This window comes from Pseudomonas allokribbensis (assembly GCF_014863605.1).
GTDB classification, from domain to species: domain Bacteria; phylum Pseudomonadota; class Gammaproteobacteria; order Pseudomonadales; family Pseudomonadaceae; genus Aquipseudomonas; species Aquipseudomonas allokribbensis.
The window spans coordinates 5,110,738-5,133,398 of sequence record NZ_CP062252.1 but is presented as its reverse complement, the minus strand read 5'-3'; the positions used below and the strand labels follow the sequence as shown (position 1 = coordinate 5,133,398).

At 59.5% G+C, this 22,661-nt stretch carries 24 protein-coding genes and 1 tRNA gene; 19 read left to right on the top strand and 6 right to left on the bottom strand.

Translation table 11 applies throughout. The annotated features are described in order from the left end of the window. The first annotated feature begins 293 nt into the window (after positions 1 to 293). The 19 genes from IF199_RS23520 (at position 294) to nadA (ending at position 15,366) form a co-directional block, all read left to right on the top strand. Complete coding sequence (locus IF199_RS23520; RefSeq protein ID WP_039766007.1) at positions 294 to 764, top strand: Dps family protein; 471 nt, start codon at positions 294 to 296, stop codon at positions 762 to 764. Between the two features lie 241 nt (positions 765 to 1,005). Next, positions 1,006 to 1,350 carry a ribbon-helix-helix domain-containing protein gene (locus IF199_RS23515; RefSeq protein ID WP_102621273.1) on the top strand — a complete coding sequence of 115 codons (345 nt, stop codon included), beginning with the start codon at positions 1,006 to 1,008 and terminating at the stop codon, positions 1,348 to 1,350. Between the two features lie 113 nt (positions 1,351 to 1,463). Then, positions 1,464 to 1,685, top strand: coding sequence for an FmdB family zinc ribbon protein (locus IF199_RS23510; protein WP_096818299.1), 222 nt, complete (start codon positions 1,464 to 1,466; stop codon positions 1,683 to 1,685). Positions 1,686 to 1,793: 108 nt separating this feature from the next. Next, positions 1,794 to 3,569 carry an aspartate--tRNA ligase gene (aspS, locus tag IF199_RS23505; protein WP_096818297.1) on the top strand — a complete coding sequence of 592 codons (1,776 nt, stop codon included), beginning with the start codon at positions 1,794 to 1,796 and terminating at the stop codon, positions 3,567 to 3,569. Between the two features lie 134 nt (positions 3,570 to 3,703). Further along, positions 3,704 to 4,450, top strand: coding sequence for a YebC/PmpR family DNA-binding transcriptional regulator (locus tag IF199_RS23500; protein ID WP_085709622.1), 747 nt, complete (start codon positions 3,704 to 3,706; stop codon positions 4,448 to 4,450). A gap of 98 nt (positions 4,451 to 4,548) precedes the next feature. After that, a complete protein-coding gene (ruvC, locus tag IF199_RS23495; protein ID WP_007951206.1) occupies positions 4,549 to 5,076 on the top strand; it encodes a crossover junction endodeoxyribonuclease RuvC in 528 nt (175 codons plus the stop codon). 115 nt (positions 5,077 to 5,191) lie between these two features. Then, the gene (gene ruvA, locus IF199_RS23490; protein WP_007951205.1) at positions 5,192 to 5,800 is read left to right on the top strand and encodes a Holliday junction branch migration protein RuvA; all 609 of its coding nucleotides are present in this window, start codon (positions 5,192 to 5,194) and stop codon (positions 5,798 to 5,800) included. After that, positions 5,801 to 6,862, top strand: coding sequence for a Holliday junction branch migration DNA helicase RuvB (gene ruvB / locus IF199_RS23485; protein WP_096818296.1), 1,062 nt, complete (start codon positions 5,801 to 5,803; stop codon positions 6,860 to 6,862). It abuts the gene before it with no gap. Between the two features lie 127 nt (positions 6,863 to 6,989). Beyond that, complete coding sequence (gene ybgC / locus IF199_RS23480) at positions 6,990 to 7,457, top strand: tol-pal system-associated acyl-CoA thioesterase (protein WP_096818294.1); 468 nt, start codon at positions 6,990 to 6,992, stop codon at positions 7,455 to 7,457. Further along, entirely contained in the window at positions 7,447 to 8,142 is a 696-nt protein-coding gene (tolQ, locus tag IF199_RS23475; protein WP_039766018.1) for a protein TolQ, read from the top strand. The genes ybgC and tolQ overlap by 11 nt, the downstream gene beginning before the upstream one ends. 23 nt (positions 8,143 to 8,165) lie before the next feature. Beyond that, positions 8,166 to 8,618 (top strand): protein TolR, encoded by a 453-nt coding sequence (gene tolR, locus IF199_RS23470; RefSeq protein WP_162803534.1) that lies wholly within the window; start codon positions 8,166 to 8,168, stop codon positions 8,616 to 8,618. Continuing rightward, on the top strand, positions 8,618 to 9,697 hold the full coding sequence (gene tolA / locus IF199_RS23465; RefSeq protein ID WP_096818292.1) for a cell envelope integrity protein TolA: 1,080 nt from the start codon (positions 8,618 to 8,620) through the stop codon (positions 9,695 to 9,697). Before tolR ends, tolA begins: the two co-directional genes overlap by 1 nt. 29 nt (positions 9,698 to 9,726) lie before the next feature. Continuing rightward, entirely contained in the window at positions 9,727 to 10,995 is a 1,269-nt protein-coding gene (gene tolB / locus IF199_RS23460; RefSeq protein WP_217993298.1) for a Tol-Pal system beta propeller repeat protein TolB, read from the top strand. A 52-nt stretch (positions 10,996 to 11,047) separates the two neighbouring features. Then, positions 11,048 to 11,545, top strand: coding sequence for a peptidoglycan-associated lipoprotein Pal (gene pal / locus IF199_RS23455; protein ID WP_003178634.1), 498 nt, complete (start codon positions 11,048 to 11,050; stop codon positions 11,543 to 11,545). A gap of 6 nt (positions 11,546 to 11,551) precedes the next feature. Further along, positions 11,552 to 12,391 (top strand): tol-pal system protein YbgF, encoded by an 840-nt coding sequence (ybgF, locus tag IF199_RS23450; RefSeq protein ID WP_192558836.1) that lies wholly within the window; start codon positions 11,552 to 11,554, stop codon positions 12,389 to 12,391. Positions 12,392 to 12,556: 165 nt separating this feature from the next. After that, positions 12,557 to 13,204 (top strand): 7-carboxy-7-deazaguanine synthase QueE, encoded by a 648-nt coding sequence (queE, locus tag IF199_RS23445; protein ID WP_192558835.1) that lies wholly within the window; start codon positions 12,557 to 12,559, stop codon positions 13,202 to 13,204. Between the two features lies 1 nt (position 13,205). Further along, on the top strand, positions 13,206 to 13,898 hold the full coding sequence (gene queC / locus IF199_RS23440) for a 7-cyano-7-deazaguanine synthase QueC (protein WP_192558834.1): 693 nt from the start codon (positions 13,206 to 13,208) through the stop codon (positions 13,896 to 13,898). 63 nt (positions 13,899 to 13,961) lie between these two features. Next, positions 13,962 to 14,037 (top strand) — tRNA-Lys (locus IF199_RS23435). A 270-nt stretch (positions 14,038 to 14,307) separates the two neighbouring features. Further along, positions 14,308 to 15,366, top strand: a complete 1,059-nt coding sequence (nadA, locus tag IF199_RS23430) for a quinolinate synthase NadA (protein ID WP_192558833.1) — start codon at positions 14,308 to 14,310, stop codon at positions 15,364 to 15,366. A 58-nt stretch (positions 15,367 to 15,424) separates the two neighbouring features. Here the strand turns inward: nadA and IF199_RS23425 are convergent, their stop codons facing one another. From IF199_RS23425 to gcvH, 6 genes are all read right to left on the bottom strand, one after another. Next, complete coding sequence (locus IF199_RS23425) at positions 15,425 to 15,913, bottom strand: RDD family protein (protein ID WP_192558832.1); 489 nt, start codon at positions 15,911 to 15,913, stop codon at positions 15,425 to 15,427. A gap of 97 nt (positions 15,914 to 16,010) precedes the next feature. After that, entirely contained in the window at positions 16,011 to 16,223 is a 213-nt protein-coding gene (locus tag IF199_RS23420) for a cold-shock protein (RefSeq protein ID WP_007934683.1), read from the bottom strand. A gap of 404 nt (positions 16,224 to 16,627) precedes the next feature. Next, positions 16,628 to 17,752, bottom strand: a complete 1,125-nt coding sequence (gene gcvT / locus IF199_RS23415; RefSeq protein ID WP_102621277.1) for a glycine cleavage system aminomethyltransferase GcvT — start codon at positions 17,750 to 17,752, stop codon at positions 16,628 to 16,630. 51 nt (positions 17,753 to 17,803) lie between these two features. Then, a complete protein-coding gene (locus IF199_RS23410; RefSeq protein ID WP_192558831.1) occupies positions 17,804 to 19,180 on the bottom strand; it encodes an L-serine ammonia-lyase in 1,377 nt (458 codons plus the stop codon). A 75-nt stretch (positions 19,181 to 19,255) separates the two neighbouring features. Next, positions 19,256 to 22,108, bottom strand: a complete 2,853-nt coding sequence (gene gcvP, locus IF199_RS23405; protein ID WP_192558830.1) for an aminomethyl-transferring glycine dehydrogenase — start codon at positions 22,106 to 22,108, stop codon at positions 19,256 to 19,258. 10 nt (positions 22,109 to 22,118) lie between these two features. Beyond that, the gene (gcvH, locus tag IF199_RS23400) at positions 22,119 to 22,502 is read right to left on the bottom strand and encodes a glycine cleavage system protein GcvH (RefSeq protein WP_007951190.1); all 384 of its coding nucleotides are present in this window, start codon (positions 22,500 to 22,502) and stop codon (positions 22,119 to 22,121) included. Between the last annotated feature and the right edge of the window lie 159 nt (positions 22,503 to 22,661).

The window sequence follows — 22,661 nt, the reverse complement described above, 5'->3', positions numbered from 1 at the left end:
TATGACGGCTCACAAGGAAGAGCTGAAGGCGCACGGTTCGCTTCGGAACAATAAGAGGCGTTGGACACGTGCCCGGCATCAGCCTATGCGCAACACCCGGAAAACAGGGCGTAGCGACACACTGCCTATTTAACAGTAAAGCCTGCAGCTACTCAAATAACGCCGGCCAGCGGCAGGGCGTGGGGCGATTTGTCGCCTCTATCGGGTCGATACGGGGGCTGCCATGGGAGGGAGGCCTTGCTACAGTGAACCGACACCTGCTGGATGAATTCAATCGCCGTTAGGGGGTAAGCATGGCAATCGATATCGGTATCAGTGAAGAAGACCGCAAATCCATCGTCGAAGGGCTTTCGCGTCTGCTGTCGGACACCTATGTGCTGTATCTGAAAACCCACAACTTCCACTGGAACGTCACCGGGCCGATGTTCCGGACCCTGCACCTGATGTTCGAAGAGCAATACAACGAACTGGCCCTGGCCGTGGACTCGATCGCCGAGCGCATCCGCGCCCTGGGATTCCCTGCGCCGGGCGCCTATGCGACTTACGCGCGTCTTTCCTCTATTAAAGAAGAAGTGGGCGTGCCGAGTGCCGAGGACATGATCAAACAACTGGTCGAAGGCCAGGAAGCGGTCACTCGCACTGCGCGGGGGATTTTCCCGCTGCTGGATAAAGTCAGTGACGAGCCGACGGCTGATCTTCTGACTCAGCGCATGCAAGTCCACGAGAAAACCGCGTGGATGCTCAGGGCACTGCTCGAAGCCTGATCGCCCGAGGCGCACGGACACCGTTTGTGGGTCGTGCGCCCGTTTTGGCCGGGAAAAAGCGTTCGCTATTGTAGGAAGCGAAGTAAGCACTTCGCTGGTCCATGATCCTCCCTGTTGTGTTGGCTTATCCTACGTCGACGGTCAAAAAGTCGTCTGGATATACCTTTGCCCCTGCGCTTTTAATGAGGTCACAGGATGTTGCCTTGAAAACAAGCAGCGATGGCAAAGGAGTGTCAACGATATGGAAGGTGGAGACAGGCGAAGTGAAATCGCCATCGGCTCACAGCAGGACAGAGCCGCGGCGCCGTTTCTTGACGAATTCGACATGGCATTGATTCGGCCATTGGCCCGGTCGGTGCGTTTGAACGGGTTTGCGACCTGCATGCGGCTGGAGCAGGTCTACTGGAATATTCTGGGTCGCATGGCCGAGGAAAATTGCTGTTCGGTCGGCACGCTGTTATCCCGTGTCGACCGCGAAGTGCACTTGCGTCATGGTGGCGTGAAGAACTTCAGCGGTCTGGTACGGGTGGTGTGTGTCGTACATGGCTTGCGCGATGCCCCGGTGACCACCGGGGGTTGTCAATGACTGGGCGGCCTGTGCAGTCTTCCGGCTGCACAGGCCGCATTTAATGGATATAATCCCGCTCTTTCGCCACACCGCCCTGCGGGAGCTGGCAATCTGATCGCCGAGACAACGCCATGCCGATGTACGATTACCAATGTGCTTCCTGTGGTCATCAGTTGGAAGCCATTCAAAAGATCAGTGATGCACCGCTGATCGATTGCCCTGCCTGTCAGGCACCAGAGCTCAAGAAACAGCTGTCCATGCCAGGCTTTCGCCTCAGCGGCAGCGGTTGGTACGAAACCGATTTCAAGACCGGCGCGAAGAAGAATCTGGCCGGTGGCGACAAATCTGACTAGGGTTCAGACCCAGGTCGAACGACACGCGCGAGTATCCACCGGTCGCACATAGCTTGAGTGCGATGGATCTCCACCGAATTTCGAATTACGAGAAGCGAAACCACTACCATGATGCGCAGCCATTATTGCGGCCAACTGAACGAAAGCCTGGAAGGCCAGGAAATTACCCTTTGCGGATGGGTTCACCGTCGCCGCGACCACGGCGGGGTGATTTTCCTCGATATCCGTGATCGTGATGGTCTGGCCCAGGTGGTGTTCGACCCGGATCGCGCCGAGAGCTTCGCCGCCGCCGACCGCGTGCGCAGCGAATACGTCGTGAAGATCACCGGCAAGGTGCGTCTGCGTCCGGCCGGTGCCACCAACGCCAACATGGCGTCGGGCATGATCGAAGTCCTGGGCTACGAGCTGGAAGTGCTGAACGAGTCGGAAACCCCGCCGTTCCCGCTGAACGAGTTCTCCGACGTTGGCGAAGAAACCCGTCTGCGCTATCGCTTCCTCGACCTGCGTCGTCCGGAAATGGCCGAGAAGCTGCGTCTGCGTTCGCGCATGACCACCAGCATCCGTCGCTTCCTGGACGAAAACGGCTTCCTCGACGTTGAAACGCCGATCCTGACCCGTGCAACGCCTGAAGGCGCGCGCGATTACCTCGTGCCGAGCCGTACTCACGCCGGTTCGTTCTTCGCGCTGCCGCAATCGCCACAGCTGTTCAAGCAACTGCTGATGGTCGCCGGCTTCGACCGTTACTACCAGATCGCCAAGTGCTTCCGTGACGAAGACCTGCGCGCCGACCGTCAGCCGGAATTCACCCAGATCGACATCGAGACCAGCTTCCTCGATGAAAAAGAGATCATGGGCCTGACCGAGCAAATGATCCGCAACCTGTTCAAGGAAGTGCTGGATCTGGAATTCGGCGAGTTCCCGCACATGACTTTCGAAGAAGCCATGCGCCGTTACGGTTCCGACAAGCCAGACCTGCGTATCCCGCTGGAACTGGTCGACGTTGCCGATCAACTGAAAGAAGTTGATTTCAAGGTGTTCAGCGGCCCGGCCAACGACCCGAAATGCCGTATCGCCGCACTGCGCGTTCCAGGCGGCGCGAGCATGCCGCGCAAGCAGATCGACGACTACACCAAGTTCGTCGGCATCTACGGTGCCAAGGGCCTGGCGTACATCAAGGTCAACGAGCGTGCTGCCGGTGTTGAAGGTCTGCAATCGCCGATCGTGAAAAACATCCCGGAAGCCAACCTGAACGTGATCCTCGATCGCGTCGGTGCAGTTGATGGCGATATCGTGTTCTTCGGCGCCGACAAGGCCAAGATCGTCAGCGAAGCTCTGGGCGCGCTGCGTATCAAGCTCGGTCACGACCTGAACCTGCTGACCTGCAAGTGGGCGCCGATGTGGGTCGTCGACTTCCCGATGTTCGAAGAGAACGATGACGGCAGCTTCTCTGCTCTGCATCACCCGTTCACTGCGCCGAAGTGCACCCCGGAAGAGCTCGAAGCCAACCCGGCGGGCGCTCTGTCCCGTGCCTACGACATGGTGCTGAACGGCACCGAGCTGGGTGGCGGTTCGATCCGTATCCACCGTAAAGAGATGCAGCAAGCGGTATTCCGCCTGTTGGGCATCAACGAAGCGGAACAGGAAGAGAAGTTCGGCTTCCTGCTCGACGCCCTGAAATACGGTGCGCCGCCGCACGGTGGTCTGGCCTTTGGTCTGGACCGTCTGGTGATGCTGATGACCGGTGCCCAGTCGATCCGTGAAGTGATCGCCTTCCCGAAAACCCAGAGTGCTGCCGACGTGATGACGCAGGCGCCGGGTGTTGTGGATGCCAAGGCATTGCGCGAATTGCACATTCGTTTGCGCGAAACGCCAAAGGCTGAGTAAGACGGGCCTGAAGGCGCATCTTCGGATGCGCCTTTTTTCTTTCTGTACCCCATGAAAGCAGGTCGCAATTTTGTGTTTGCCGGCCGATGCGCGAGCATGGCGGGCAACGTTTCAAAGAGAATTCGGAGCGAGATATGGCAGGTCATTCCAAGTGGGCGAACATCAAGCACCGCAAAGAACGTCAGGATGCCAAACGAGGCAAGATCTTCACCAAGTGGATCCGTGAACTGACCGTTGCGGCCCGTCAGGGCGGTGGCGATCCGGGTTCCAACCCGCGTCTGCGTCTGGCCCTGGACAAGGCGCTGGGTGCCAACATGAGCCGCGACATCATCGATCGTGCGGTGGCCCGTGGCGCCGGTGCGACCGAGGCGGACAACGTTGAAGAACTGACCTACGAAGGTTACGGCCCGGGTGGCGTGGCGGTGATGGTCGAGTGCATGACCGACAACCGCAACCGTACCGCAGCGGCCGTGCGTCATGCGTTCAGCAAGTGTGGCGGCAACCTCGGTACTGACGGCTCGGTGGCGTATCTGTTCGAGCGCAAGGGCCAGATCAGCTTTGCGCCGGGTGTCGATGAAGACGCACTGACGGAAGCGGCGCTGGAAGCCGACGCCGATGACGTGGTTACTCATGAAGACGGCTCGATTGACGTGTTCACCTCGTTCACCAGCTTCTACGCGGTGCGAAACGCGCTGGAAGCGGCCGGTTTCAAGGGTGACGACGCGGAAATCGTCATGCAGCCGACCACCAGCGCCGAACTGGATCTGGAAGGGGCGGAGAAGGTGCTCAAGCTGATCGACATGCTGGAAGACCTGGACGACGTGCAAAACGTCTATTCCAACGCGGACATTCCGGAAGACGTGGCTGCTCAGCTCGGTTAAGAGCGACTAGGATTCAATGTGGGAGCGGACTTGCCTGTGTGATCGCGGGCAAGCCAGCTCCCACATTTGTTTTTGTGTTTTTTCGAATCTGCAGGCTTATGACTTTAATTCTTGGTATCGACCCCGGTTCGCGCATTACCGGTTACGGCATTGTTCGTGATACCGGACGCGGCGGTTGCATCTATGTCGCCTCGGGCTGCATCCGCACTGGCGCCGGTGAGCTGCACGAGCGCCTGCAAATCGTCTATCGCGGCGTACGCGAGATTATCCAGACCTATGGCCCGGTGACCATGGGCATCGAAAAAGTGTTCATGGCGAAAAACGCCGATTCGGCGCTGAAGCTTGGGCAGGCCCGTGGGGCCGCTATCGTTGCAGGCGCCGAAGAGAGCCTGGAGATCGCCGAGTACACGGCAACTCAGGTCAAGCAGGCCGTGGTCGGCACCGGCGCCGCCAATAAAGAGCAGGTGCAGATGATGGTCATGCACATGCTCAAACTGACCAGCAAGCCGCAAATCGATGCCTCGGACGCCCTGGCCATTGCCATTTGCCATGCGCACACTCGCTCCAGTCTGCTGCCGCACGGTCTGGGAACCGCACGCAGTCGTGGCGGGCGCCTGCGTCTCTGATAGCATCAGCATCAAATTTACGGAATGTGGACTTGCGCGCCTGTGTTGTCGGCCGGAGTTTCTTCGTTTTGATTGTCGCCAGCCCACGGCTGGCCAACGCTCAAGGATCTGAAACGTGATTGGACGCTTGCGCGGCACCCTCGCTGAAAAACAGCCGCCGCACCTGATTCTGGATGTAAACGGCCTCGGGTATGAGCTGGAAGTGCCCATGACCACCTTGTATCGCCTGCCGTCGGTCGGTGAACCGCTGACCCTGCACACCCATCTGGTCGTGCGCGAAGATGCGCAGTTACTCTATGGTTTTGCCGGCAAGCGTGAGCGAGACTTTTTTCGCGAGTTGATCCGTCTCAATGGTGTGGGGCCGAAACTGGCCCTGGCCTTGATGTCGAGCCTGGAAGTCGATGAACTGATCCGTTGCGTGCAGTCCCAGGACACCTCGGCGCTGACCAAGGTGCCGGGTGTGGGCAAGAAAACCGCCGAGCGTCTGCTGGTGGAGCTCAAGGATCGCTTCAAGGCGTGGGAAACCTCGCCGGCCATGTTTGCGCTGGTGCCGAACCAGCCGGACGGCCCGGCGCCGGTCAACACCGCCGAGAACGACGCGGTCAGCGCGCTGATTTCCCTGGGCTATAAGCCGCAGGAAGCCAGCAAGGCGATTTCCGCGATCAAAGAGAAAGGCTTGAGCAGCGAAGACATGATCCGACGCGCCCTGAAGGGAATGATTTAAGTGATTGAAGCTGATCGTCTGATCGCCGCCACGCACAGTCCGCGTGAGCGCGAAGAAGTCCAGGATCGGGCGATACGTCCCGTCAGCCTGGCCGAATACATCGGCCAGCCGACCGTTCGCGAGCAGATGGAACTGTTTATCCAAGCCGCCCGTGGCCGTAGCGAATCCCTCGACCACACCCTGATCTTCGGCCCGCCGGGTTTGGGCAAGACCACGCTGGCGAACATCATTGCCCAGGAAATGGGCGTGTCGATCAAAAGTACTTCGGGCCCGGTGCTTGAACGGCCAGGCGATCTGGCGGCGCTGCTGACCAATCTTGAGCCGCACGACGTGCTGTTCATCGATGAAATCCATCGTTTGTCGCCAATCGTCGAAGAAGTGCTGTATCCGGCGATGGAAGATTTCCAGCTCGACATCATGATCGGCGAGGGACCGGCGGCGCGTTCGATCAAGCTCGATCTGCCGCCGTTCACCCTCGTTGGCGCGACGACGCGGGCGGGGATGCTGACCAATCCGCTGCGTGACCGTTTCGGTATCGTCCAGCGTCTTGAGTTCTACAGCACCGCCGACCTGGCGACGATTGTCAGCCGTTCGGCGAACATCCTCGGCCTGCCGCTGGACCCGGAAGGTGCCTTCGAGATTGCCCGTCGTGCTCGGGGTACGCCGCGGATCGCCAATCGGTTGTTGCGCCGGGTGCGGGATTTCGCCGAAGTCCGGGCCAAGGGCCACATCACCAAGTCCGTCGCCGACCTGGCGCTGAACCTGCTGGATGTCGACGAGCACGGCTTCGATCATCAGGACCGGCGTTTGCTGTTGACCATGATCGAGAAGTTCGATGGCGGCCCGGTCGGTATCGACAGCCTGGCGGCGGCGATCAGCGAAGAACGCCACACCATCGAAGATGTGCTGGAGCCGTACCTGATTCAGCAGGGTTACATCATGCGTACGCCACGGGGCAGGGTGGTCACCCGGCACGCGTACCTGCATTTTGGTTTAAACATTCCGTCACGAATGGGCGAGATGCCTGTGGTAGACGAGTTTCTCGATGCCGTGGACGATTAATACACATTTATTGTCGATTTATTCAGCGTTTGTACTGTCTCAGGACGGTACTTTTGCGGTAAAGCCTTCGAACAATGAAAAACAGTTGCCTGGCTGGATTGGCAACCCGAGGAGTAAGCACTAGAGTATGCGCGCGCAAAACGGGCTTGAGTCGTTCGCACATCGTTGTCGCGTTTATTACGAGGACACCGATGCGGGCGGCATCGTGTATTACGTTAATTACCTCAAGTTTATGGAACGGGCTCGAACCGAGCGGCTCCGGGAGCTGGGCTTTGCCCAGTCGGCGCTGGCAGGGGAGGACCTGTTGTTCGTCGTGCACTCCAGCGAAGCGCGTTACCACGCGCCGGCGCGACTGGACGACGAGCTGCTGGTAAGCGCTGATGTAATCGAATTGAACCGTGCCAGCCTGCGCTTCAGACAGCAGGTCAGGCGGGCAACGGATAATGTGCTGCTCTGTGAGGGGCAGTTTCTGGTGGCCTGTGTGCGCACTAACAGTTTGAAACCCCGGGCCCTTCCCGAAGACTTGCGTGCGGCTTTCGCCGACGCGGTCGGCACGGGTACACACTTAAAGCAGGAGATAAAGCGTGGAAGCTAACGTCGTCGACCATTCCTCCATGTGGAGCCTGGTCAGCAATGCCAGCATCGTGGTGCAGTTGGTAATGTTGACTCTGGTGGCCGCATCGGTGACCTCATGGATCATGATCTTTCAGCGCAGCAATCTGATACGCGCCGGTCGACGTGCCCTGGAGAGCTTCGAGGAGCGCTTCTGGTCGGGTATCGACCTGTCCAAGCTCTATCGTCAGGCCGGCAGCAACCCGGATCCGGATTCGGGCGTCGAGCAGATCTTCCGTGCCGGCTTCAAAGAGTTCTCGCGCCTGCGCCAGCAGCCGGGTGTCGATCCTGAAGCGGTGATGGAAGGCGTGGCCCGTGCCATGCGTGTTGCCATCTCCCGCGAGGAAGAAAAGCTCGAGCAGAGCCTGCCATTCCTCGCCACCGTAGGTTCGGTCAGCCCGTACATCGGTCTGTTCGGTACCGTCTGGGGGATCATGAACTCCTTCCGCGGCCTGGCCAGCGCACAACAGGCCACTCTGGCCACTGTGGCTCCAGGCATCGCCGAAGCCCTGATCGCCACCGCGATCGGCCTGTTCGCCGCGATCCCGGCCGTTATCGCTTACAACCGTTTCTCTGCCCGCAGCGAAACCTTGCTGAGCCGCTACTACACCTTCGCCGATGAATTCCAGGCGATCCTGCACCGCAAAGTGCACACCAGCGAAGAATAAGCAGGTATTTCCCGATGGCTTTAATCACTCGAGCCCGACACAAGCGCAAGCCGGTCGCCGAGATGAACGTAGTGCCTTACATCGACGTGATGCTGGTGCTGCTGGTCATCTTCATGGTGACTGCGCCGATGCTCAATCAGGGCGTGAAAGTGGATCTGCCCAAGGTTTCCAGCGAAGCCTTGCCGCAGGACAACAACACCCAGGTGCTGACCATTTCGATCAAGGCTGACAAGACCTACTACTGGAACCTTGGCAGCGAAGTCGATACTGAAAAGCAACAGGACAGGGCCATGACCCTGCCGCAGATGACCGATGCGGTGACCAAGATCATTCGCGCCGGCACTGAAGGCGGCAAGCGTACCCAGGTCTTCATCCGTGGCGACAAGTCCGTCGATTATGGCTCCGTCATGGGCGCCATGGGCGGGTTGCAGAAAGCCGGGGTCGGTAATGTTGGCTTGATTACCGAGGCCCCCTGATGCAGCAACAGCGAGAGCCGTCCGCCTCGGAAAGCTACTTCTGGCCTAGTGTCTGGGCGATTGGCTTGCACGTGCTGGTGTTCGGCATGCTGTTCGTCAGTTTTGCCCTGACGCCTGAGCTGCCGGTGGCCAAGCCGATTGTCCAGGCGACCCTGTACCAGCTGAAATCGAAAAGTCAGGCGACCACCCAGACCAATCAGAAGATTGCGGGTGAGGCGAAGAAATCCGCCGCGCGTCAGACCGAAGTCGAGCAGATGGAGCAGAAAAAGGTCGAGCAGGAAGCGGTGAAGGCTGCGGAACAAAAGAAAGAAGAAGCGGCTCAAAAGGCCGAGGAAGCCAAGAAGGCCGACGAGGCGAAGAAAGCGGAACAGGCGAAGAAGGCTGACGAAGCCAAGAAAACCGAAGACGCGAAGAAAGCCGCCGACGCCAAGAAGGCAGAAGAGAAACAATTGGCTGATATAGCCAAGAAGAAAGCCGAAGAAGAGGCCAAGAAGGCTGCTGAAGAAGAGGCCAAGAAAGAGGCCGCTGAAGAAGCCAAGAAGAAAATCGTCGAAGACGCGAAGAAGAAAGCCGCCGAAGACGCCAAGAAGAAATCCGAAGCTGAAGAGGCGAAGAAGAAAGTCGCCGAAGACGCCAAGAAGAAAGCTGCTGCCGATGCTGCGAAGAAGAAAGCGCAGGACGCGGCACGCAAATCGGTCGAGGACAAGAAGGCTCAGGCTCTGGCCGACCTGCTGTCCGACAAGACCGAGCGTCAGCAGGCTTTGGCAGATGAAGTGGGTGATGAAACCGCCGGCAACTTCGATGATCTGATTCGTTCGCGAGCATCTGAAGGTTGGGCGCAGCCTCCGTCGGCCCGTAAAGGCATGAAGGTGGTACTGCAAATCAACATGCTCCCTGACGGAACGATCTCCGGTGTTTCGGTTGCTCATTCCAGCGGTGACGCGCCGTTCGACAGCTCTGCCGTCGCGGCTGTAAAAAATATTGGTCGATTGACCGAAATGCAGGGTCTGAAGCCAGCGGATTTCGCACCCTATCGTTCATTCAAGATGACATTCACACCTGAGGATCTAGCCTTGTGAGAAACCTTCTTCGAGGACTGCTTGTAGTCATGTTCTGCTTTGCAGGACTGGCTTCGGCAGATGAAAAAAATATCCTGGTCAGCAGTGGCAGCTCCCAGGCAACGCCAATTGCCGTCGTGCCGTTCGGCTTCCAGGGCGGCGCCGTCCTGCCGGACGACATTGCTGAAATCGTTGGTAACGATCTGCGCAACTCGGGCTACTACGCTCCGATTCCAAAGCAGAACATGATCAGCCAGCCAAGCCAGCCGAGCGAAATCATCTTCCGTGACTGGAAGGCGGTAGGTGCTCAGTTCATCATGGTCGGCAACATCGTGCCGGCCGGTGGCCGCTTGCAAGTGCAGTGGGCTCTGTTCAACGTCGCTACCGAGCAGAAAGTGGCGGACGGCAGTGTTTCCGGCACGACCGAGCAACTGCGCGACATGGCGCACTTCATCTCTGACCAGTCGTTCCAGAAACTCACCGGTATCGACGGTGCGTTCTCGACTCGCCTGCTGTACGTGACGGCTGAACGCTTCTCCGAGAAGAACACCCGTTACACGCTGCAACGTTCGGACTATGACGGTGCTCGCGCCGTAACCCTGCTGCAATCGCGCGAGCCAATCCTGTCGCCGCGTTTCGCACCGGACGGCAAGCGTATTGCCTACGTGTCGTTCGAGCAGAAGCGTCCACGCATCTTCATGCAGAACATCGACACCGGTCGCCGTGAGCAGATCACCAACTTCGAAGGCCTGAACGGTGCTCCTGCCTGGTCGCCGAATGGTGATCGCCTGGCGTTCGTACTGTCGAAGGACGGCAACCCGGACATCTACGTGATGAACCTGGCTTCGCGTCAGATCACTCGCGTGACCGCAGGTCCTGGCATCAACACCGAACCGTACTGGGGCAAGGATGGTTCGACCATCTACTTCACCTCGGACCGTGGCGGCAAACCACAGATCTACAAAACCAGTGCAAGTGGCGGCGGTGCGGAGCGAGTGACCTTTATCGGTAACTACAACGCCAACCCGAAGCTTTCGGCTGATGAAAAGACCCTGGTAATGATCCATCGCCAGGACGGTTTCACCAATTTCAAGGTGGCAGCCCAGGATTTGCAGCGGGGAAGTGTAAAAATCCTCACTGATAGCACTCTGGACGAGTCGCCTACTGTTGCGCCCAACGGCACCATGGTAATCTACGCCACCCGCCAACAGGGCCGGGGAGTCTTGATGCTCGTGTCCATTAATGGACGCGTTAGGCTCCCGCTTCCTACCGCTCAAGGCGAAGTCAGAGAACCGTCCTGGTCCCCTTACCTGAAGTGAGCGGGCGCTACACGTTTTACTTAACACACTGGGGTTCATTAGGAGTTTCACGATGGAAATGCTGAAGTTTGGTAAATTTGCTGCGCTGGCTCTGGCCATGGCTGTAGCTGTAGGTTGCTCGTCCAAAGGCGGCGACAACGCCGGTGAAGGCGCTGTTGATCCAAACGCTGGTTACGGCGCAAACACTGGTGCCGTTGACGGTTCCCTGAGCGAAGAAGCTGCTCTGCGCGCAATCACCACCTTCTACTTCGAATACGACAGCTCGGACCTGAAGCCAGAAGCCATGCGCGCTCTGGACGTTCACGCCAAAGACCTGAAAGCAAACGGCGCTCGCGTTGTTCTGGAAGGCAACACCGACGAACGTGGTACTCGTGAGTACAACATGGCACTGGGCGAGCGTCGTGCGAAAGCCGTTCAGCGCTACCTGGTACTGCAAGGTGTTTCCCCAGCTCAGCTGGAACTGGTTTCCTACGGCGAAGAGCGTCCAGTTGCTACCGGCAACGACGAGCAGTCCTGGGCTCAAAACCGTCGCGTCGAACTGCGTAAGTAATTCGATATGCGAACGTGCCGTCGTGCTGTAACTGTTCTGGCTCTCAGCCTCGCGCCGCTTGCGGCGTGGGCTGCGGTTCCTGTGGTCGATGACAACTCCGGTTATAACAATAGCGGGAGCAGTTATCCGCCTGCAGGTTACGGTACGAACGGCGCCTATGCCGGGGGAGCGGCTTCGGCCCCTGCCTCGGCACAAGGCATGCTGTTCAACCAACTGCAACAAATGCAGGATCAGATATCGCGCCAGCAAGGCGTGATCGAAGAACTGCAGAATCAGGTTGCGCGCATGAAGCAAGAATCCCTGGAGCGATACCAGGATCTTGATCGGCGCATAGGATCCGGTGCTGCACCTGCCGCGACTCCTGAGAATTCTTCTGCCGGTGGCGATGCAAGTGCTGCTGCCGGTGCCGCCGCTGGAGCCGGGGCCGCTGCGGCCGCCCAGACACCTGCCGCGGGTGGCGAACCGGCTGATCCGGCCAAGGAAAAGCTGTATTACGATGCAGCCTTCGACCTGATCAAGGCCAAGGATTTCGACAAGGCCAGCCAGGCTTTCGCCGCCTTCCTGCGTAAATACCCGAACAGCCAATACGCGGGCAATGCCCAGTACTGGTTGGGTGAAGTGAACCTGGCCAAAGGCGATCTGCAAGGTGCAGGTCAGGCTTTTGCCAAGGTTTCGCAGCTCTATCCCAAGCATGCCAAAGTGCCGGATTCGCTGTACAAGCTGGCTGACGTAGAGCGCCGCCTCGGTCACACCGACAAGGTCAAAGGCATTCTGCAACAGGTGGTGTCCCAGTATCCGGGTACCTCCGCCGCTCAGTTAGCCCAACGCGATCTGCAGCGCATGTAATACTGTTTGACCCGTTTAGAAGAAACCCGCGCTTGTCGCGGGTTTTTTCGTTAGAATTCACGCCCTTTTATGAAACACGCTTCTGGTGATCTACGCGTTGGCGGGGTTGCCTGAAGTGCCTGACGGAGGCGGACAGCCTGTTTAGCTGTTACGCCCGTGGCGACTATGCAAGACACATTGAGAATCACCGAAGTTTTCTACTCGTTGCAGGGGGAAACGCGGACTGCCGGGCTGCCCACGGTTTTTGTGCGCCTGACCGGTTGCCCACTGCGTTGCCAATACTGTGACAGTGCCTACGCGTTCAGCGGCGGCACCATTCGTACACTCGACGACATCCTCGAGCAGGTAGCCGGGTTTCGCCCGCGCTACGTCTGTGTCACTGGCGGTGAGCCGCTGGCACAGCCCAATGCCATTCCTTTGCTCAAGCAGTTGTGTGATGCCGGCTACGAAGTCTCGCTGGAAACCAGCGGCGCCCTCGATATTTCCGCGGTCGATCCGCGGGTCAGTCGGGTTGTCGACCTGAAGACCCCCGATTCCAAAGAAGCCCATCGCAATCGTTACGAGAACATCGAGTTGCTGACGCCCAACGATCAGGTGAAGTTTGTCATCTGCTCGCGGGAAGACTATGACTGGGCGGTATCCAAGCTGATCCAGTACGGTCTTGAGTGGCGTGCCGGCGAAGTGCTGTTTTCCCCGAGCCATCATGACCTGAATGCTCGGGATCTGGCGGATTGGGTGGTGGCGGACAATTTGCCGGTACGCCTGCAATTGCAACTGCACAAGTATCTGTGGAATGACGAGCCGGGGCGCTGAGATGACTGAACAACTGAACACTACTGAAAAGCGTGCGGTCATTTTGCTGTCCGGCGGCCTGGACTCGGCCACGGTCGTGGCGATGGCCCGCGCCGAAGGCTATCACTGCTACACCATGAGCTTCGATTACGGCCAGCGTTCACACGCCGAACTGCACGCCGCCGCACGCGTCGCTCGCGATCTGGGCGTGGTCGAGCACAAGGTGATCGGTCTGAACCTGAACGGCATGGGCGGTTCGGCCCTGACCGACAGCAGCATCGATATCCCGGAGGAACTGGGTGAAGGCATTCCGGTGACTTATGTGCCGGCGCGCAACACGGTGTTCCTTTCTCTAGCGTTGGGTTGGGCTGAAGTATTGGGCGCTCGTGACATCTTTATTGGTGTCAACGCAGTGGACTACTCCGGCTACCCGGATTGCCGTCCCGAGTTCATCGAGTCGTTCGAGCGCATGGCCAACCTGGCGACCAAGGCCGGTGTAGAAGGCAATGGTTTCCGCATCCAGGCCCCGTTGCAGAACCTGAGCAAGGCGCAGATCGTCGAGGCCGGCGTGAAGCTTGGTGTTGACTACGGGCTGACTGTTTCCTGCTATCAGGCGGACGATAATGGCCGTGCCTGCGGCAAATGCGACAGCTGCCGACTGCGTGCAGAAGGCTTCGCAGCGGCCGGAATCAGCGACCCGACACCTTATTTTTGATTATTTTCAAATTAGGTGTTGAATAGTCCTTAAAAATCAGTATTATACGCGCCACCACACAGCGGGTCGTTAGCTCAGTTGGTAGAGCAGTTGGCTTTTAACCAATTGGTCGTAGGTTCGAATCCCACACGACCCACCATATTTGGCGGTTTAGAAAATCCGGAAGGCCCACGAAAGTGAGGATTTCCGGGTTTTTTTTTGCCTGCGATTCGGGCATGTCTCCTTTCGGTGCCGTTGCGCTGACACAGGTCAGAATCATCTTTTGCATCACCGGGATATTCTGTAGCCTTGCGCAGCTTCAACGCTGTCCGTGCCTGATAAAACTCACTCTCCCGGCGGTACCCTCAAGCGGTCCGGAGCCGGGTGTATACTCGACTTTCGCGCGAATGCGCCTGCAGGTCTTGCGAACATGACGCAGATTTCCGAACGCCTTCTGGTACAAGCCCACCTCGACGCCAAGCAGCCGAAGCCGCTGACGGTCGAGGAAGAGGCTTATTACCGTTCCGCCATCGCCGCCGAGCTCAAGGCTCAGGACGCGGTGCTGGTTGCCCACTTTTATTGCGATCCGATCATCCAGGCCCTCGCCGAAGAAACCGGCGGTTGCGTTTCCGACTCGCTGGAAATGGCCCGCTTCGGCAACGCCCACCCGGCCAAGACCGTGGTGGTCGCCGGCGTGAAGTTCATGGGCGAAACCGCGAAGATTCTCAACCCGGAAAAACGTGTACTGATGCCCACCCTGGAGGCGACCTGCTCGCTGGACCTGGGTTGCCCGGTGGATGAGTTCTCGGCGTTCTGCGATCAGCATCCAGAGCGCACGGTCGTGGTGTATGCCAACACGTCGGCGGCGGTCAAAGCCCGGGCCGACTGGGTGGTGACATCGAGCTGCGCGCTGGAGATCGTCGAAAGCCTGATGGACAACGGCGAGACCATCATCTGGGGCCCGGACAAGCACCTGGGCACCTACATTCAGCGTCAGACCGGCGCCGACATGCTGCTCTGGGATGGTGCGTGCATCGTCCATGAAGAGTTCAAGTCCAAGCAGCTGGAAGACATGAAAGCGTTGTACCCGGACGCGGCCATTCTGGTGCACCCGGAGTCGCCGACTTCGGTGATCGAACTGGCGGACGCCGTCGGTTCCACCAGCCAGTTGATCGCTGCCGCACAAACGCTGCCGAACAAGACCCTGATCGTCGCTACCGACCGCGGCATCTTCTACAAGATGCAGCAGCTGTGCCCGGACAAGGTCTTCATCGAGGCGCCAACGGCCGGTAACGGCGCGGCATGCCGCAGTTGCGCACATTGCCCGTGGATGGCCATGAACACCCTTGAGCGCACGCTGAAGTGCCTGAAGGAGGGCTCGAACGAGATCTTCGTCGACCCGGCGCTGATTCCCCAGGCGATTCGCCCACTCAAGCGCATGCTCGATTTCACTCAGGCTGCGCGGTTGAAGCTGGCCGGCAACGCCTGACCTTGAGCCACAAACAAAAACGCCCCGATTTGATCGGGGCGTTTTTGCATCTGCAGGATTATTTGGCTTTCTTCGGGACCCGCACCACTTGCGTGTCCGAATAAATGTCATGCCAGGTGCGTTTCTGCTTGTCGTACAGTGACCAGAAGAAGCCAAGGCCTGCGCACAGCCACGACGCGATCGACACCATGAACCGCAGCAGCGCCTGCCACAGGCTGATCGCGGTGCCATCGGCATTCTGTACGCGGATGCCCCACACCTGCATGCCCAGTGTCTGGCCGGCGTGAGTCCAGAACTTGGCGAAGAAGCCAAACAGCACCAGCAGCAGCACGGTGGAGTAGAGCGGGTCGCCGTCCAGCTTGCCGGCGTCGGTCAGCACTCGCAGGCGCTCTTCGCCGATGATCGCGGCCTGGATCATCTTGTAGATCCCGCCGGTGACGATCAGCAGGGCGGTACACAGCAGAAAGTCATAGAACATCGCTGCCAGACGACGACCCAGGCCAACGGCGGGAAAATCGCCCTGGGGGATGAGCAAGTGTTTCGACATGGCAGCCTCTGGACGGAAAGTGAAGCGCCATTTTACGGATTCGCGCGCACAAAAAAGCCCCTGATATCAATATCAGGGGCTTTTTCGTAACAGAAGATCAGCCTTCGGCTTGTACTTCGTCAGCCTGCATGCCTTTCTGGCCCTGCACAGCCACGAAAGTCACTTTCTGGCCTTCTTTCAGGCTCTTGAAGCCGTTGCCCTGAATAGCGCGGAAATGCACGAACAGATCCGGACCGCTTTCTGGAGTGATAAAACCAAAACCTTTCTCGTCGTTAAACCACTTGACGGTACCGCTCTGACGTTGGGACATTTCTTATTTCCTTTGACGCAAAAATTGATGACAGTCTCTTCCTCATGAAAGAGTACTGGGGCTGGTTGCAGGAGAGTAAGAAGACGTCGAACGGGATGTAGCTAACTTGTAGGCTACTGCCCAGGTCACGATTCCAAGCTGACCCATGCAAACACAGTGGACAAACTCTACGCCAACTACAGGAGGAAAAACAAGCCCCGTGAGGGCCCCGGTTTTCCTGTGCTTGCTGGCAGTTAGTCAGTCCATTAGTCGGGCTTATACGATTAGCTTGTTCAATTGTTTTCGAACGTTATAAGCCAAGTTCATATTCGAATCGAATGTAAAGAAAGTGCACTGTTTTATGGCGATTGCGTTACACATTAGTGCACGCATAACGCAATCGCGTTACTTATAGAAACAGTCAATCAACCACGATAGTAGCGTTGTGGAACGAATGGCATTTTGCTTACAAGCATTTGCACCTTTTTCCCACGAACGATGGCCCAGACTGGCGTGTCGAGTGCGACATAGGCGCTGTCGAGGTAACCCATCGCCAATGGCCCACCCAGGGTCGGACCGAAACCGCCGCTGCACACGCTGCCGATGATCTCGCCGGCTTCGTTGACGATTTCTGCCCCTTCACGGACCGGCGTGCGCTCCTGCGGCAACAGGCCGACGCGTTTACGTGCGACACCGTTCTGTTGCTGGCTGAAAACCTGTTCTGCACCCGGGAAACCACCGGCACGTGCGCCATCAGCGCGGCGTGGCTTGGAGATGGCCCACAGCAGGCTCGCTTCGATCGGCGTGGTGTCGGTGTTCATGTCGTGGCCGTACAGGCACAGGCCGGCTTCCAGACGCAGCGAGTCACGGGCACCGAGGCCGATGGCGGCCACTTCCGGTTCGGCGAGCAGGGCGCGGGCGAGTTTTTCCGCATCGGCTGCCGGTACGGAGATTTCGAAACCGTCTTCACCGGTGTAGCCCGAACGGCTGACGAAGCAATCGACGCCCAGCAGTTTCACGCGGGCGAACTGCATGAAGGTCATCTTCGCCACTTCCGGTGCCAGGCGCGCCAGCACGGTCACGGCGGCCGGGCCTTGCAGGGCGAGCAGGGCGCGTTCTTCGAACAATGGCTCGATCTTGCATTGATCGCCGATGTGCTTCTGCAGATGAGCCAGGTCCTGGTCCTTGCACGCGGCGTTGACCACCAGGAACAGTTCGTCGTTGCCCAGATTGGCGACCATCAGGTCATCGAGGATGCCACCGGTTTCGTTGGTGAACATCGCATAGCGCTGCATGCCCACCGGCAGGTCGATGATGTCCACCGGCACCAGGGTTTCCAGGGCTTTGGCGGCATTGGCGCCGGTCAGGCGGATCTGACCCATGTGCGAGACATCGAACAGCCCGGCCTGCTCACGGGTGTGCTGGTGTTCTTTCATCACGCCCAGCGGGTATTGCACCGGCATGTCGTAGCCGGCGAACGGCACCATGCGGGCGCCGAGTTCGATGTGCAGAGCGTGCAGCGGGGTTTTCGACAGTTGTTCGGTGGACATGCGGGACTCCTTGATTCACACCAACCCTCTCCCGGAGGGAGAGGGGGCTAATTAACACTCGATAATGTTGACCGCCAGACCGCCGCGGGCGGTCTCCTTGTATTTGCTTTTCATGTCGGCGCCGGTCTGGCGCATGGTGCGGATGACCTTGTCGAGGGAGACGAAGTGCTGCCCGTCTCCGCGCATGGCCATGCGCACGGCGTTGATCGCCTTGACCGAGCCCATGGCGTTGCGCTCGATGCACGGCACCTGCACCAGCCCGCCAATCGGATCGCAGGTCAGGCCGAGGTTGTGTTCCATGCCGATTTCAGCGGCGTTTTCCACTTGCTGCACGCTGCCGCCGAGGACTTCGCACAACGCACCGGCCGCCATCGAGCAGGCCACGCCGACCTCGCCCTGACAGCCGACTTCGGCGCCGGAAATCGAAGCGTTTTCCTTGTACAGAATGCCGATGGCCGCCGCGGTCAGCAGGAAACGCACCACGCCGTCATCGTTGGCGCCGGGAATGAAGCGCATGTAGTAATGCAATACGGCCGGAATAATCCCCGCCGCGCCGTTGGTCGGCGCCGTAACCACGCGCCCGCCATTGGCGTTTTCTTCGTTGACGGCGAGGGCGTAGAGGTTGACCCAGTCCAGCACCGACAACGGATCGCGCAGCGATGATTCCGGGTTCTTGCACAGTTGCCGGTGCAACGCTGCCGCCCGCCGCTTGACCTTCAGGCCACCCGGCAGAATGCCTTCGTTGCGACAGCCGGCGGCCACGCAGTCCTGCATCACTTGCCAGATTTTCAGCAGGCCGGCGCGGGTTTCCGCTTCCGGGCGCCAGGCGCTTTCGTTGGTTAGCATCACCTGACTGATCGACAGACCGTAGGTGGCGCAGTGACCGAGCAAGTCCTTGGCACTTTTGAACGGGAAGGTCAGCGGTGTGGCGTCTTCGACGATACGGTCGGCTCCGGCCGCATCTTCGTCGACCACAAAACCACCGCCGACCGAGTAGTACTCGCGGCTGCGGATCTGCAATCCCGCTGCATCGAAGGCACGGAAGATCATGCCGTTGGGGTGATAGGCCAACGGCTTGCGGATCATTGCCAGGTGTTCTTTCTCGTTGAACGCGATGCTGTGTTCACCGAGCAGGTTCAAACGCCCGCTGCCGCGAATTTGTGTGAGACGTGCAGCGACGGTTTCGGTATCCACGGTATCCGGGTGTTCACCTCCCAGGCCCAGCAGCACAGCCTTGTCGCTGCCGTGACCCTTGCCGGTGGCGCCGAGGGATCCGTACAACTCGACCCTGACGCTGGTGGTGGCCGACAACAGGTTTTCCCGGCGCAGGCCTTCGACGAAGCGCGCGGCTGCGCGCATCGGGCCGACGGTGTGGGAGCTGGAGGGGCCGATGCCAATCTTGAACAGGTCGAACACGCTTAACGACATGGTTGTTCTCCGGTTTCTTGTTATAGGCACATCAGGCACGCATGAAAGGGGCGGGCGAACCCGCCCCCTCACAGGTCAAGCGTAGCTTTCGATCGACGGGCAGGCGCAGACCAGGTTGCGGTCGCCGAACACGTTGTCGACGCGACCGACCGGCGGCCAGTACTTGCCTTCGATCAACGACGCCACCGGGTACACCGCTTGTTCGCGGCTGTACGGGTGAGTCCACTCGCCGACCAGCTCTGCGGCGGTGTGCGGAGCGTTCTTCAGCGGGTTGTCGTCCTTGTCCAGGGTGCCGTTCTCTACAGCGCGGATTTCTTCGCGGATGCGGATCATGGCGTCGCAGAAGCGGTCCAGCTCTTCCTTGGATTCACTTTCGGTCGGCTCGATCATCAGCGTGCCGGCCACCGGGAACGACATGGTCGGGGCGTGGAAACCGAAGTCGATCAGACGCTTGGCCACGTCATCGACGCTGATGCCGCTGCTGTCTTTCAGCGGACGCAGGTCGAGGATGCACTCGTGCGCCACCAGACCGTTGCTGCCGGTGTACAGCACTGGGTAGTGCTCTTCCAGGCGACGGGAAATGTAGTTGGCATTGAGGATCGCCAGTTGCGAAGCGCGCTTCAGACCTGCGCCACCCATCATACGAATGTACATCCAGGTGATCGGCAGAATGCTCGCGCTGCCGAACGGTGCTGCGCAGACCGCGCCTTCCTTGCGTTCCATGTGGCCATGGCCCGGCAGGAACGGGGTCAGGTGCGATTTCACGCCGATCGGGCCGACGCCCGGGCCGCCACCGCCGTGGGGGATGCAGAAAGTCTTGTGCAGGTTCAGGTGCGAGACGTCGCCGCCGAATTTGCCCGGTGCGCAGAGGCCGACCATCGCGTTCATGTTGGCGCCGTCGATGTACACCTGGCCGCCGTTGTCATGAATGATGCCGCAGATTTCGCGGATGCCTTCTTCGAACACGCCGTGGGTCGACGGGTAGGTGATCATCAGCGCGGCGAGGTGTTCGCGGTGCTCGATGGCCTTGGCGCGCAGGTCTTCGATGTCCACGTTGCCACGGGCGTCGCAGGCGGTCACGACCACGCGCATGCCGGCCATGTTGGCGGTCGCCGGGTTGGTGCCGTGGGCGGACGACGGGATCAGGCAGATGTCGCGACGGTCTTCGCCACGGCTCTGGTGATAGGCACGGATTGCCAACAGACCGGCGTACTCACCTTGGGAACCGGCGTTCGGTTGCAGCGAGATCGCGTCGTAACCGGTGGCGGCGCAGAGCATCGCTTCCAGTTCGTCAGTCAGTTGCTGATAACCGGCGCTTTGCTCGGCCGGGGCGAACGGGTGCAGGGCGCCGAATTCGGCCCAGGTCACCGGGATCATTTCGCTGGCGGCGTTGAGCTTCATGGTGCACGAGCCCAGCGGGATCATGGTGCGATCCAGTGCCAGGTCCTTGTCCGCCAGTTTGCGCAGGTAGCGCATCAGCTCGGTTTCCGAGTGATAACGGTTGAACACCGGGTGGCTGAGGATTGGCGACTGACGCACCAGCGAAGCCGGAATCGTGCTTTGCGCGGCAGCGGCGAGGGCGGCGAAATCAGGCAAAGCCTTGCCGTCGGCGAACAGGCTCCACAGGGTTTCGATGTCGGCCTGGGTGGTGGTTTCGTCGACCGACAGGCCCAGACGCTGGGCATCGATCACACGCAGGTTGATTTGTTGCGCACGGGCCTTGTCGTGCAGCGCGGCAGTTTGCGCGCCGGTGGCCAGGGTCAGGGTGTCGAAGAAGCTGCTTTGCTCGACGGTCACGCCCAGTGCGCTCAGGCCCTTGGCCAGAATCGCGGTCAGGTGATGCACGCGGTTGGCAATCTGGGTCAGGCCTTTCGGGCCGTGGTACACGGCGTACATGCTGGCGATGTTGGCCAGCAGCACTTGCGCGGTGCAGATGTTCGACGTGGCTTTCTCGCGGCGGATGTGTTGCTCGCGGGTCTGCATCGCCAGACGCAGGGCCGGTTTGCCGAAGCGGTCAACCGAAACACCGACCAGACGGCCCGGCATGTCGCGCTTGAACGCATCTTTGGTGGAGAAGTAAGCCGCGTGCGGGCCACCGAAGCCCAGCGGTACGCCGAAACGTTGGGCGCTGCCGATGGCCACGTCGGCGCCGAACTCGCCCGGCGGGGTCAGCAGGGTCAGGGCCAGCAGGTCAGCGGCCACGGCGACCAGTGCGTTGGCGGCGTGGAAGCGCTCGGTCAGTTCGCGGTAGTCGAACACATCACCGTTGCTCGCCGGGTATTGCAGCAGTGCGCCGAAGAACGGCGTCACGTCGGTCAGTTCACGCTCGTCGCCGACCACCACTTCAATGCCCAGAGGCTCGGCACGGGTGCGCAGTACGTCGAGGGTTTGCGGGTGGCTGTGGATCGAGGCGAAGAACTGGTGGCTGCCCTTGTTCTTGCTCAGGCGTTTGCAGAAGGTCATGGCTTCGGCAGCGGCGGTGGCTTCGTCAAGCAGCGAGGCGTTGGCGATCGGCAGGCCGGTGAGGTCGCTGATCAGGGTCTGGAAGTTCAGCAGCGCTTCGAGACGGCCCTGGGAAATTTCTGGCTGGTACGGGGTGTAAGCGGTGTACCAGGCCGGGTTTTCCAGCAGGTTGCGCAGGATCGGCGACGGCGTGTGGCAGTTGTAGTAGCCCTGGCCGATGTAAGTCTTGAACAGTTGGTTCTTGCCGGCGATGCCTTTGATCATCGCCAGGGCATCGGCTTCGCTCAGGCCGTCATCGAGGCCGAGCACGCTGGTGCCCTTGATGCTTTCCGGGATGACGCTGGCGCTCAGGGCTTCCAGCGAGTCGAAGCCGAGGCTGTTGAGCATGGCCTGCTCGTCACCGGCGCGCGGGCCGATGTGACGGGCGATGAATTCATTGGCGGTGCCGAGATTTACTTGGGTCATGTCAGGTTCCTCAGGCTTCGGCTTGGGCTTTGATCAGACGGTCGTAGGCGTCCTGATCCAGCAGCTTGGCAACGGCCGAAGCGTCGGCTGGCTTGAAGCGGAAGAACCAGCCTTCGCCCAGCGGATCTTCGTTGACCAGCTCAGGGCTGTCTTCCAGGGCCGGGTTGGTGGCCAGGACTTCACCGTCCAAAGGCATGTAAACGCCGCTCGCGGCTTTTACCGATTCCACGGTGGCGGCTTCGGCGCCTTTTTCGTAAGCCTGCAATTCAGGCAGTTGCACGAACACCACGTCGCCCAAAGCGTTCTGCGCGAAAGCGGTGATGCCAACGGTGACAGAGCCATCGGCTTCGGCGCGCAGCCATTCGTGATCTTCAGTAAAACGCAACTCGCTCATGGAATCTCCTAGGGGCCAGACTCGTCTGGTGGACGCGGTGGAATACTCGGGCGGCAATGCCCTGATTTTATGAGCGGTTACTTAGCAAGAACGCGGCCAACGTAAAAATATCGTTATAAATCAATTGGTTGATTGATTTGTTGGCGGTCGTGATCGAGC